This window comes from Cytobacillus sp. MT66 (assembly GCF_058792595.1).
Window position 1 is genome coordinate 1 of record NZ_JBXAFB010000031.1, and the last position, 12,043, is coordinate 12,043.

At 40.4% G+C, this 12,043-nt stretch carries 10 protein-coding genes, 1 rRNA gene and 1 pseudogene; 7 read left to right on the forward strand and 5 right to left on the reverse strand.

The features are described 5' to 3' along the window. Positions 1–173 precede the first annotated feature (173 nt). From AC1Q59_RS24350 to AC1Q59_RS24365, 4 genes and pseudogenes are all read left to right on the forward strand, one after another. Positions 174–728 carry a hypothetical protein gene (locus AC1Q59_RS24350; protein ID WP_492368461.1) on the forward strand — a complete coding sequence of 185 codons (555 nt, stop codon included), beginning with the start codon at positions 174–176 and terminating at the stop codon, positions 726–728. 216 nt (positions 729–944) lie between these two features. Continuing rightward, on the forward strand, positions 945–1,706 hold the full coding sequence (locus AC1Q59_RS24355; RefSeq protein ID WP_492368462.1) for a glycosyltransferase: 762 nt from the start codon (positions 945–947) through the stop codon (positions 1,704–1,706). An 84-nt stretch (positions 1,707–1,790) separates the two neighbouring features. After that, positions 1,791–2,084 (forward strand): annotated as a pseudogene (locus tag AC1Q59_RS24360) (suppressor of fused domain protein); the annotation flags it as partial. A gap of 82 nt (positions 2,085–2,166) precedes the next feature. After that, positions 2,167–2,580 carry a VOC family protein gene (locus AC1Q59_RS24365; protein ID WP_492368463.1) on the forward strand — a complete coding sequence of 138 codons (414 nt, stop codon included), beginning with the start codon at positions 2,167–2,169 and terminating at the stop codon, positions 2,578–2,580. A 36-nt stretch (positions 2,581–2,616) separates the two neighbouring features. Here AC1Q59_RS24365 and AC1Q59_RS24370 read toward each other — a convergent pair whose 3' ends face one another. From AC1Q59_RS24370 to AC1Q59_RS24380, 3 genes are all read right to left on the reverse strand, one after another. Next, positions 2,617–3,663, reverse strand: a complete 1,047-nt coding sequence (locus AC1Q59_RS24370; RefSeq protein WP_492368464.1) for a flavin-containing monooxygenase — start codon at positions 3,661–3,663, stop codon at positions 2,617–2,619. 365 nt (positions 3,664–4,028) lie between these two features. Next, on the reverse strand, positions 4,029–4,325 hold the full coding sequence (locus tag AC1Q59_RS24375; RefSeq protein ID WP_492368465.1) for a hypothetical protein: 297 nt from the start codon (positions 4,323–4,325) through the stop codon (positions 4,029–4,031). Next, positions 4,312–5,109: a ParA family protein gene (locus AC1Q59_RS24380; RefSeq protein ID WP_492368466.1), complete on the reverse strand. Its 798-nt coding sequence runs from the start codon at positions 5,107–5,109 to the stop codon at positions 4,312–4,314. The genes AC1Q59_RS24375 and AC1Q59_RS24380 overlap by 14 nt, the downstream gene beginning before the upstream one ends. Before the next feature lie 216 nt (positions 5,110–5,325). Here AC1Q59_RS24380 and AC1Q59_RS24385 point away from each other — a divergent pair, with 216 nt between their 5' ends. Continuing rightward, positions 5,326–6,327 (forward strand): MmcB family DNA repair protein, encoded by a 1,002-nt coding sequence (locus AC1Q59_RS24385; protein WP_492368467.1) that lies wholly within the window; start codon positions 5,326–5,328, stop codon positions 6,325–6,327. 106 nt (positions 6,328–6,433) lie between these two features. On the opposite strand, the gene AC1Q59_RS24390 is transcribed toward AC1Q59_RS24385, so the two are convergent. Both AC1Q59_RS24390 and AC1Q59_RS24395 read right to left on the reverse strand, forming a co-directional pair. Continuing rightward, positions 6,434–7,666, reverse strand: coding sequence for a replication initiation protein (locus AC1Q59_RS24390; RefSeq protein WP_492368468.1), 1,233 nt, complete (start codon positions 7,664–7,666; stop codon positions 6,434–6,436). Between the two features lie 550 nt (positions 7,667–8,216). After that, positions 8,217–9,134, reverse strand: coding sequence for an alpha/beta hydrolase (locus tag AC1Q59_RS24395; protein WP_492368469.1), 918 nt, complete (start codon positions 9,132–9,134; stop codon positions 8,217–8,219). Between the two features lie 449 nt (positions 9,135–9,583). On the opposite strand from AC1Q59_RS24395, the gene AC1Q59_RS24400 reads away from it, so the two are divergent. Both AC1Q59_RS24400 and AC1Q59_RS24405 read left to right on the forward strand, forming a co-directional pair. Then, entirely contained in the window at positions 9,584–11,551 is a 1,968-nt protein-coding gene (locus AC1Q59_RS24400) for a methyl-accepting chemotaxis protein (protein WP_492368470.1), read from the forward strand. Between the two features lie 431 nt (positions 11,552–11,982). Continuing rightward, positions 11,983–12,043, forward strand: a 16S ribosomal RNA gene (locus AC1Q59_RS24405); the annotation flags it as partial.

Here is a 12,043-nt window from a genome sequence, read left to right on the forward strand (position 1 = left end):
AGATAAAAATAAGGGTGGAGAAAATTTGTTAATTTTCTTCCACCCTTATTTAATTTAGGGACTTATCAGACAGCCCCGTTTTTTTGTGGATGCAATCTATCTGTTTTTCAGATATTTTTCAGATTCATGGCCTATCCTAAAAACAATCAATCCCTAATTAAAAGGAGAATTTTATGAAGTATTTTAAAATGTTACTCCTCACATTTTTAGCTATTTTTATCCTTAGTTTTGGGACAATAGAAAGCAGCTTCGTTTCGGCAGATGATGACTTTGAGGAAAGATATGAAAACCAGGGGAAAGGCGATGACGACGAAGAAGAGCCTTATGAAGATTTAGGAGAAATGGTTGGATGGGGCACGGTCATCGCTATGGGGGCTGCTGGCGTAATCTTTCCAATAAGAAAGTCAGCAAAATGGATTCTATCCAATTATCCAAAATCCAAGAGAACTTTTAGATCAATGTCCAAGTTTTTTGGGAGATATCATTTGCTGATTGGAACCGTTGCCTTAGCTTTGAGTATTTTTCATGGAGTGATCATGTATCTAAGCGAAGGAGCTTTGGAAACCGAAGGGGTTATTGGATTGGGAGCACTCATTGTTTTGGTGATTGCAGGCCTTTTCGGAGCCGCCTTATATAAGAACAAAAAGGTGAAACGCCTTAAAACCATCCATACGATTTTGATAGGATTTACGCTTCTTATCGTATTCGTTCATATCATTTCCTCCTGAAAACAGGGCGCGATTCCAGAATTGCGCTCTTTCTTTATGTTTAGCATCCAAACCATCCTTTTTAAATCATGTGCTGATTTTTATTTTAGCGATTACATAAGTTGTATATAGTGGTAAAATTTAGGTGTAACGAGGTGTTTATCCGAATCTTATAGATGTTATTGGAGGGCAAGTAAACCAAGCTATTTTTTTAAAATGAAAAGGGAGAGATACTGTATGAAAGACAATGAGGTCTTTTCAGAAAGTAAACGGAAAGAGGATATAAAATTTTCAATTATTATACCTGCCCATAATGAAGAAAAATACATTGGAAAATGCTTGGATTCTATTTCAAAAGCCTCAAAATCATTTAAAAATCAAGTGGAGGTCATTGCTGTTTTAAATCGGTGTACTGACAGAACAGAGGAAATTGCAAAATCATATCATTGTATTACGATAAAGAATAACGATAAAAACCTTTCGAAGATCCGAAACGCAGGTGTTGAAGCAGCAAGAGGTGAAATCATCCTGACGATTGATGCCGATTCACAGATGAACGAACATGTGCTGTCTAAGGCAGAGGAGAATTTAGCCAGTGGAAAGTATATCGGCGGCGGAGTGACAGGAAAATTCGAAAGAATGTCTCTAGGAATCTTTGTTTCAACCTTATTGCTAATAGGCCCACTCCTCCTTAAATATGGTGCCATATCAGTAGGCATCTTTTGGTGTTATAAAAAGGACTTTACGTCCATTAATGGATTTAATGAAGATATGCTTATGGCGGAGGATGCTGACTTTGCTAAGCGATTAAAGGATTGGGGAAAGAAGCATGAAAAAAAATACGGCACCATAAAAAATGGGATGATTACTTCATGCAGAAAGTTTGATCACCATGGAGATTGGGCTTTACTTAAACGTCCAAAGTTAATTTTTGCTTATCTCAAAGGGACGGATCGGAAATATGCAGATGAAACCTATTATGACAATCAAAGTCGGTAACACTCCAAATACAATCTAAGGGGGAAAGACGTCCATTTTCCTGTTGGATAGTTTCCAAATTTTAATGATTTTAAGGAGGTCAAGATGAGCGCAGAGGAACATACAGCTGGCTGGGATGCCATTGATCAAGCGATGAAAAATATATACGGAGATTAGGAACTGAAGCATTTTGGAACACTGATTTCCTATATGCCTGGAGGGAACGATTCTCTAGACAGGATTAGTGTATATACCGCAACAGAACCGATGGAGCATTGGCATTTTGTGACCTACCGATTTTCAGAGCTGTATGAAAAAGAGAAGGAAGATCCTGAACATAGCGGGTTTGGCTTTGAATTAACGTTCAGGCTGGCAAAGGCAGATCGTGAAACAGAGCCGTCTAACTGCTATTGAATACATATAATCAGTAGAAAACAAAAGCATCAAATATCAATTTTAGATCACGAAAAGGAGACAAAAAATGGGTGAAAAGTTATTAAGAGTTGGTACAATCTATATACCCGTAGCAAATATTGCTCTTTCTTCTGATTGGTATGTACATAAACTGGGGGCAGAGCTAAGCTACCAGGATCAGGATAAGGCGATTCTAAACCTTGCCAATCAGAGTGTTTTTCTTGTGAAATCTAACGAAGATCAAAGCTCTAATTTTTGTGATATACACGGCAATGAGCGTTTTTCGCTAACATTCGAGGTTAATGGATTAAGCGCATTGGAAGCCATTCATAGAAATTTTAAGCAAAATGATATTAGAGTTGGAGATATTGAAGATAGAGGACATACAGGAAAAAATTTTGTTTTTTATGATCTGGACGGCAATAAATTTGACGTATGGAGTGAACTTAGCCCAATCTTTAAAGAAAAATATCTTTCCTAGTAATAAGCTAGAGAGGGCGATGTGCAGCATCGCCCTTTAAAATTCCCTATCAATAACCCTGGATAAGTATTCTGCATCTTCTCCGACTCCTAAAAGGAGGGAGGATCCCCTTTTATGCAGCCAGGGCAACCCCAAAAAGTAAAATCCCTTTTTATTTGTGATTCCGCGATGATGAATAGGTCTTCCATCAGTATTTATTAATCCTTTGATGTCAATCCAGCCATAAACCGGCTGAAAGCCCGTTGCCCATATTATATTTTGTACTTTAAGCTCATGATGGTCTTCGAATTGCACTTTTTCGCCGCTGCCTGAAACCGTGCGAAGGTGCAGATCAACCTTTTGGTTTGCTGCTAGATTCTTAAGATGAAATCCAAAAATGGGGTCGCCTGATTGCTGGATCCTTTTCCCAAGTGGCGATTGGCTGTCCGCGTGTAAGATACCGATTTTGTCAAACCACCAAAATAAACTTTTTCCTAACATCGTTAAAGGGAAGTATCGCATCTTTTGACCAACGGAAAGGTGAACTTCTCTTGTTTCAGAAAGTTCAACAGCAATTTGTGCCCCTGAATTTCCGCCGCCAACAATCAAAACATTGCCAGGCTGCAATTGAGCAGGGTTCTTATATTCAGAGGAATGGAACTGCGCAATGGCTGGGCTCAGGTTTTGTGAAATGGCAGGCACAAACGGAGTATGAAAAGGCCCAGTAGCCACTACGACTTGTTTTGCCTGGATTGTACCTTTATTTGTATAAATTTGATAAGCATCATTAACTTCTTCTATCCTAGTCACTTCGGTTTCGAGCTGTAGTGGCAAGCTGAAATGATCAGCATACTTTTCAAGATACTCGGCCACTTCGTCTTTGGAAGGAAATCCGTGATCGGCTCCTTCCAGTGCCAAACCTGGCAATGAGCTGTAGGATCTCGGGGTAAATAAAACTAAAGAATCGTATCTCTGCCTCCAAACGTCACCAACACTAGAAGCCTTATCAATTAGTAGAAACTCTTTTTGATTTTTTAATTGTGATAGCCAATATCCCATTGCCAGGCCGGCTTGGCCCGCGCCTATTACAGCCACATCTAACATAAAACACCCCGTATAATTGAATTAAATACACTTAAATCTTCTCCATGGAAAATGAATATTCCAATTAACCTTCTCCTCCTGCTAAAGTTGTTGATCATTTATTCTCTAAAAACACTAACAATCCTTTTTAATTTAAGTTTAAAAATAGCCTGGAACTTTTTCCGGGATGATTCGTTAAAGATAATAGAAGGCGTGATAGGGAGGTTAGGTGAGGTCCAAAATCGAGAAAGTTAAAACAGGCTGGTTTATATTTTTCGGGGCATCCGTTGGAGCGATTCTTGGCATAATTGCTTATGTGGATGATTGGCTAGGGTAGGGGGCATAAAATAAGCAGAACCCCCACAGGGTTCTGCCTAATAATCTTCTTATTTATTTTCCTTTAAGTACTTTTCCAACGCTTCTTCAATCAGAATATAGATGTTTTTTTCCTGAAGCAGGGCCTGCATTTTTAGTTCTTTATGTAGGTCTGTGCGTAAATCAAAGGAGACTCTCTTTCTTTCCACTTTCTTTTCTTCCCTTCTTGTTTCGTAGATTTCTTGATTTGAAGCAAGGTTGGATTCTTCTGTTTGTTCTTCTTGTCCTACAGTCTGCGCTAATGCTTGAGAAGGAGTGATAGCTCTCTGTCGGCGCTTTAAATTCTTTATGTCATTAACCTTTGACACGTTCAATCAGCTCCCCATAAAAACTTTGGTATTGCTGCAAAGCCTGTTTTAATTCGGGATTCTCATCAAACCCATACAGGGCAAGTCTCCCTACCGGCGCTTTGCGGGTAATAATCGTCTGAAAAACTTCTTCTGGATAATCTTCTTCGATCATTTCGTTAAATGCCTTTGAATCGGTGCGTCGCACATCATTCAACGTTCTCAGGATCCCGGCAACCTTTGTCCCGCGGCGGCCAAATTCATTGGCGCTGATCACGGAATCCATAAAGTTTGGAATCGCAGAATAGCACCAGTTAGAGCTTTCAAACAGTACCACAACGTATTCGCTGGCACATAGGGCATTTGTGGTCTGCTCACTTAAGGAAGGCGGAGTATCAATGATAATGAAATCATATTCATCCCGAACCTGTTCTAAGGCTTCATCGAGGATCCAGCTTGGATTTCCGCTGAACGGAATGTTTTCCCCCTTATAGGTCTGCCCAGTGTAAATCCAGCGCGGCAGCGTTGCCAAAAAATTTGTGGCCGGAAGCAAATCCAGGTTCTCCGTAATCGGAACAATGTAGCTTTTAATATCGTTGTGCTGCATAGCCTCGAGAACAGAGCGCTCAACAAACTCATTTGATGGCTCTCCTGACAGCAGCTCTGTCAAATTCCCCTGCGAGTCCATATCGATCGCGAGCACACGATATCCATCTTCTTTCATCAAATAAGACACAATGCCAGTGGTCGTGCTTTTGCCGCATCCGCCTTTTTGAATTCCAAAGGTAATTACTTTACAAGACATTCTGCACCCCCCCTTTATAGTTAAACCCGCTGCAAAATCCAACGTTGTTTTCTTCTTTTCTTCATACCTTCATTCAATATTAAACTACAAAACTCCTTCTTATTAAAGCTATTTCTTTCATAAATTTTGCTAAAATCACCTATTTCGTGATCTTTTTGCTGAAAATAGGGTATAATCTCGTTAAAACGTGCACCGTACACTTTTGGAGGTAAAATAATGAAAGCAACCATCACCGGAAATGATTCGCTTAGTAAACGCATTTTAGTGGACCTCAAAAGCGGTTTAAGGGTTTCGGAGGTGCCTGAAAGGTATCCGGTTTCTCTTGACCAGGCTAAGAGGCTCTCCCGGCTGCGGCGGATGCTGGAGCTTGCAGCAGAAAATATGGAGAAGGAGCACTATGACCGGCTGGAAGCATTAGGCTTAAAGAGTCTGCCTTTATCTCCTTTCATCAAAAAACAGGACTGGGCTGGACTGCTGGAACTATTGGCAGCTGTGACAGAGGAAACGACAAGGGATGAGCTGCAGCTGTTAATCAATGGGCTGGAGGAAAAGAGAAGGCGAATCACGGAATTGAAAGAAAACACGGATCTGCAATTATCTGAATTGGAAAAGGCTGTTCATGCACTAAGCAAAAAAGAGCAAGCGGTGCTGCAGGCAAAAAAAGGCTCTTCAGACAAGCAGCTCAAGGACATTCGCAAAAAGAGGCTGGCTATTCAGGCAAAAATCAGCAGTATCAAAAATCAGGCGATACGGACATATCTGGAAGTGGCAGAAGCTCCGGATTTTCTGTCAGCTATACATTTAAAGCAGCATAAGCATCTCCAGCAAAAAGCCCTGGAATGGCTTTTTAAGCGCGGATTTGTGGCTGTCCCTGATTTTCCTCTTCCAAACGGAAAAAAAGCCGAAATTTTCGGGTTTAACGAGTCGCAGATGGCCATTATTGATATCAAAGTATCAAAAGGGGATTTGCTGACGGATCAGACGTGGAAAGAGTGTCTGTCTTACTGCCATGACTTTTATTTTTTCATCCCAGCAGAGCTTATAGAGCTTTCGGAAGAAAAGATGGACGGAACTGGATGCGGAATTTTAGTAGATAGTGAGGAGGGGATGCGGATGCTTCGCCCGGATACACGGAAAATGAGGAAAATTAGGCAAGGGGAAGAATTGAAGTTCGCAGCAGGACAGCTGCTTTCCCGAAAAGTGATTTTTGGGTATTGAGGAAAAGAAAACACTAGACTAGAAAAGCCGATTTGCTTATTAAATAAGAAATCGACTTTTTTATTATGTAGTGTTTTGGTCTTTTTAGGGACCGTTTTTGTTATAGTTATTTATTTTTTCTTAACTGCGCGAGCATTTTTTTCAATTCCGATTTCTTCTGGATGATCTCTTCAGTGGATGCAGTTTCGTTTTTGTAGTCTGATACGCCGAGTATTTCAAACAGCTCGCCCTTAATTTTTTCAAAGGCCTCATTGGCTTCATTTAAGTCCATGCGAAAATGGGACTGAAGCTCTTCCACTGCCTTTTCGACGATGAACCAATTTGGGTAGGACTCTTTTGATTTTCGGAAGTAAGAGATCAAATGTGGGAGGATTAGCTGGCCTTCCGATTTATTGGCTTGTGCTTGGGCATTGCTTTTTAGTACGGTTGTGATGTAGCCGATCGGGTTTTCAATGTCCGTTCTGCCCTGCATTTTCTCCAGTTGCATAATTACATTGTCCTGCCCGAACTTCTCCCAGGTTTGGATCCTTTCATCAGTTACCTGTACCCCAAGCATTAAGCCCATTTTCTTGACTCTTTCTGAGAATGTATTAGGAAGCTGGAATTCCTCCAGATGATTTTCAAACAGGGTTAACTGCTCATTACCTTTCTTCTTCCCGGATTGGATGATAAATTTAACCTTTTCAACCCTGCGTCCTTCCTTGATTTCCTCAATCTCAAAAGAGATATCCGTTTTCTTTTTCAGCTCTTTTTGAGCCGGCACTAATACACGCTGCTTAAAATTTCCGTAGGCTGGATAGATGTCTTCAGCCCCTAGCATTTTTCTCAGGTCGCTTAGTGTGATGGTTCTCTCCTGGATTTTTTCATATTGCTTTAAAAGCTCATAGATCCGGATGGCATAAGAACTTTTCAGCTTTACGACATTTTCAAGCTTGTAGCTCGTAAATTCCCTTTTCAGCTCCAAAAGGTAGGGGCGTAGAAATGGGTCAAATCGCAGGTCGATGGTGCCTTCGGTTTCGTTATAGGCGACATAGCTCAGCCAGGAGACCTGGATGACTTTTTTATTGATCCGCACCTCGAATACCTTTTGCATCAGATTTTTCGTTGTTTGTTTCAGGTCTGTATATTTCGGCTTTCCTTTTAATCCAAGCAAATTTGTAAACTCTTTAATTGGCAATGTATATGTTTTGAAATCCGAATCATTCGGCTGAATATTGCTCGCCAGGCAAAGGATGATCTTTTGCTCGACGACACCGAGTTTGTAATTGGCCTCAATCAAGAGATTGGACTTCGTCACGAGTTTACTAGAGTTTGTTTCGACAAGTTCTGCTGTGTACACGCACACCCCCCTCTCTCATATGACTTATTATGACAAATTATCAACTATAACAAAAGAGTTTTTTTGTTATATTTCTCAAAAATAATGAGGGGACCGTTTTTGTTATAATAGGGACCGAAAATGTTATATTAGGACCGTTTTTGTTATAGTTAGGACCGTTTTTGTTATAGTTAAGGGACCGTTTTTGTTATGTTTAGGACCAAAAATGTTATAGTTAGGACCGTTTTTGTTATAGTTAGGACCGTTTTTGTTATAGTTAAACGCTGAATCCCTTGGGGCCCAAGGCCTCCAGCTTCCCGAAAACAATTAAAACATATAAAACAATTAAAATATATATATGAAAAACACTTAAAACAGGATGTGTGATTGCAAGAATAATCCATTAATTTGGCTTATTTTTTCGAAAAAGGAATTTAAATGTAAAAAATAGACTGAAAGTATAAATATTCAGTGCATTTCTCCTCTCTTTAGCAAAAATAAACTATAACAAATTCCACAGGCTAAAGATAAAATAAAAAAGCTGCCTTTATTCAGGCAGCTTTTGAATCTATTATTTTTTCCCAGGTGATTTTGGACCATCCACAAATTTGTACATATACGTCATCGCTTCAGGAAGGGTCTCTGACCATACTTTCCATTCATGATCGCCGTCAACAACCCTGAATTCCACAAGCTCTGGCTGATGCTCTCTCAAGCTTTGATAAAGAACCGCTGCGTGGTAGGCAATGTCAAAGGTGTCATGGTCTCCTGAGTTAATGTAAAGCGGAACCTTAATGTCTTGCTTTTTGTAGTCATCAATGTAGGAGGTATAGTTTAGCTCATCCCATTTTTCGGTATCAAATGTGCCATCTGGCTTTAAAAAAGTTGCATGCTTCCATGCAGATGAATGGGATGGAGGCAGTGGCGTATAGCTGGCAGGGCTTAGTGCAGCGCCTGCAGCAAACATATCAGGTCTTTTTAAAACAAAGTTAACTGTCCCATATCCTCCAGCTGACAAACCAGCGACCAATCGGCCTTCTTTCGATGCAATAGTTCGCCATTTTTTATCAATATGAGGGATTAGGTCATTGAAGAAAGCTGTTTCTGCCTTTTCATTGTAGCCGTCTACCCACCAGCTCTTGCTTCCTGGCATAACAATAACGGACGGAGGGATTGCTCCGGATTCAATTAATCTGTCGGCTGTTTCCTTTACATTTCCATTTTTAACCCAATCGTCCTCAGAGCCGCCGGAACCATGCAGCAGATAAAGCACAGGGTACCTCTTATTAGAAGTCTGATAATTTTCCGGAAAGTAAATGTTGTAGTTATAGTCCCGGTCCAGTGTCTTTGATTTAAACGTTTCATGCGTGATTTTGCTTGGTCTATCCGTATTTTCCTTGCTTGCCGTTTCAGATGCTTGGGAGATGCCGGGAACCAATAAAGCTAATACTAGAATAAGTGAAACAATCCATTTTTTATGAAGCAGCATTTCCATACCTCCTAATTTTTAGTAAACATCATGATTATATTCTAGTTTTTTTCTTACGTAAATATTTTTTCGGATAATTCATAATATTACAAAATATTGTAAAAATCCCTTATAACTGACGGGTTTTGGCATTTGCCGATCATTTTCTCTATCCTTTTGTAAGGAAATTTGCAAGGGGCTGTTGAAGCATAGGGAAAACTCATTTACAATAATTCTATTGCCAATATCATCCTTTCCTACCATCTATTTTTAAAGTTAATAAAAAAATCAGGAAAAATCTCCTATTTATGAAGGGCGATTACGAAAAAAACCAGCAGACTGAATTAGGGGATAAGTCTTTTTCACTGTTTTGTTTAGACTATTCTAGTTTTCAAAAAGAATAGTCTTTTTTGTGGTTTGAAAGGCTGGGGACGGCGCCATTTTAATCAGCATGGAAAGAGGGGCAACTAGTGAAAAGTATATTCAGAAATATAAAGACCAAGTTGATTTTAGCCTTTGCCTTTATTCTTATCATCCCTGCATTGAGTGTTGGCCTTCTAGGCTACCTGACCGCAAAAGAGGCGGTTAGAGGTGAAATACTTGATGGGGTAGAAGAAAATATTAATCTATTAAATACATCGATAAACAACACTATAGAGACCAAAATACATGATATGGATATTTTCTCGGACCGTATGAATAAAGCACTGTATCAAGAAGAAAAGATTCCAGCACTAAGGAAGGATCTTGATCAATATATACAGCTTCATCCGGAGGCCGAGGGGATTTTTGTAGGCACGGAATCAGGCCAAACAGTCATGGAACCAAACGTTATGCTCCCGGATGATTTTGATCCAAGAACAAGGGACTGGTATAAAGAGGCTATGGAAAATAAAGGGGAAACCGTTATTTCTGACCCTTATATTTCAGCAGGATCTGATAATATGATTATCACCCTTTCTAAGGCTGCCAAGGACGGGTCAGGCGTTATCGGGGTGGATATCCAGCTAAATTACATTCAGCAGCTAGCCGGCCAGGTAAAAATTGGCGAAGAAGGATATGCCCTTATTTTAGACAAAAATAAAGCCTTTATCGCTCATCCAACCGATGAATTAGGAAGTGGAGCAAAGGAAAGCTTCTATGATGACATGTATAAGCAGCAAGAGGGCCAGCTAAATTACGAGATTGACGGCCAGGATAAAATCATGAGCTTTGTGACGAATGAGCTAACCGGCTGGAAAATTGGCGGAAACTTCTATTTAGAAGAAATCAGCACGAAAGCAGCGCCTATTTTTCAAAAAACATGGGTAATTATTTTGATTGCCGTTGTGCTAGGAGCAGGTATCATCTATTTCATCATTAAATCAATTATTAAACCAATCAAGGAAATGAAGGAAAAGACACTTACCATCAGTAAGGGGGATTTGACCCAGCAAATAGAGGTCAGATCAAATGACGAGATTGGCCAGCTAGGGAAAGCCTTTAATGACATGCAGGCAAGCCTGAAAGTCCTGGTTCAGGAGGTTGAGCGCCACGCTGAACAGGTCGCAGCATCTGCAGAAGAGCTGACTGCAAGCGCTGATCAGACAGCCAGTGCGACCCAAGAGGTGGCAGCTTCCATCCAAGAGGTGGCAGGCAATGCAGAAAAACAAACAACCGGCATTGACCAGAATGCCCAATCGATGGACGAGGTGTCCGACGGAGTTACCCAGATAGCCGGTCTGTCTATGAAAGTTTCTGAACTGTCACGCCAGACGACCAAGCAGGCAGAAGAGGGCGGCAAGGCGGTTTCTAATACCGTTAACCAAATGAATTCGATCCATAAGGCTGTTATGGAATCCAATGTAATGATCAGATCCTTGTATGAACGTTCCAGAGAAGTAAGCTCAATCCTAGATGTCATTACGGGAATAGCAGATCAGACGAATCTTCTTTCCTTGAATGCCGCGATTGAAGCTGCCAGAGCCGGCGAACATGGAAAAGGATTTGCAGTTGTAGCCGATGAAGTACGCAAATTGGCGGAACAGTCACGGATCTCAGCCAAAGAAATCAGCGAGATCATTCAAGGAATCCAGCAGGATACGGAGAATTCTGTGCAAATTATGGCCAGAGTAACAGACGATGTGCAGACAGGGGTTAACATTTCTCAGGAAGCCATTGAAAAGTTCAGCCAAATTGTCCAGAGCGCCAAAGAAATGACACCGCAGATGGAAGAGGTATCAGCATCTGCCCAAGAAATATCCGCAGCTATTCAGGAAGTAACCGTTATTGCAAATGAGCTAGCATCGATCGCCCAGGGAAATGCGGCCACCTCAGAAGAAGTTGCTGCATCAACAGAGGAACAGCTCGCTTCAATGGAAGAAATCTCTGCATCAGCTAAAACCCTGTCCTCCATGGCGGAAGAACTAAATGAATTAATTGCTAGATTTAAGTATTAATAAATGAGCCAAACTATCAGGCAAGAGGCGCTGAATGCTTCTTGCCTTTTTATTTTATTATTTTGTTGACTCTCTATAAAAACAATAGTAATATAATAAATCCGTCGGGCATGAACGAGGAAATTCAGCTTTGTTCAATAAAGGCTTAACCGTTTTCAGATAAAAAATTCCCGAAAAAAGAAGTTGACTTCGGTAAATGAAAATGTTATATTAAATTTTGTCGCTGATAAGACGGATTCGAAAAATAACTTCCTTTTTTTCAAAAAAAGTTTTAAAAAAGAAGTTGACTTCGAAGAATGGAAATGATACAATAGTTTTTGTCGCTGCTTCGGCAGGACAAGCAAAATAGTTCTTTGAAAACTAAACGAAACAGAAACGCCAACGTAAATTATTTGTCCCGTATGGGACTAAACAAGAGCTATATCAACTCTTTATTGGAGAGTTTGATCCTGGCTCAGGACGAACGCTGGCGGCGTGCCTAATACATGCAAG

Excerpts from the sequence above, each read along its gene's own strand:
- AC1Q59_RS24370 (WP_492368464.1), bottom strand. The coding sequence starts at position 3,663 with ATGTTAGATGTGGCTGTAATAGGCGCGGGCCAAGCCGGCCTGGCAATG.
- AC1Q59_RS24355 (WP_492368462.1), top strand. The coding sequence starts at position 945 with ATGAAAGACAATGAGGTCTTTTCAGAAAGTAAACGGAAAGAGGATATA.
- AC1Q59_RS24385 (WP_492368467.1), top strand. The coding sequence starts at position 5,326 with ATGAAAGCAACCATCACCGGAAATGATTCGCTTAGTAAACGCATTTTA.
- AC1Q59_RS24380 (WP_492368466.1), bottom strand. The coding sequence starts at position 5,109 with ATGTCTTGTAAAGTAATTACCTTTGGAATTCAAAAAGGCGGATGCGGC.
- AC1Q59_RS24365 (WP_492368463.1), top strand. The coding sequence starts at position 2,167 with ATGGGTGAAAAGTTATTAAGAGTTGGTACAATCTATATACCCGTAGCA.
- AC1Q59_RS24350 (WP_492368461.1), top strand. The coding sequence starts at position 174 with ATGAAGTATTTTAAAATGTTACTCCTCACATTTTTAGCTATTTTTATC.
- AC1Q59_RS24395 (WP_492368469.1), bottom strand. The coding sequence starts at position 9,134 with ATGCTGCTTCATAAAAAATGGATTGTTTCACTTATTCTAGTATTAGCT.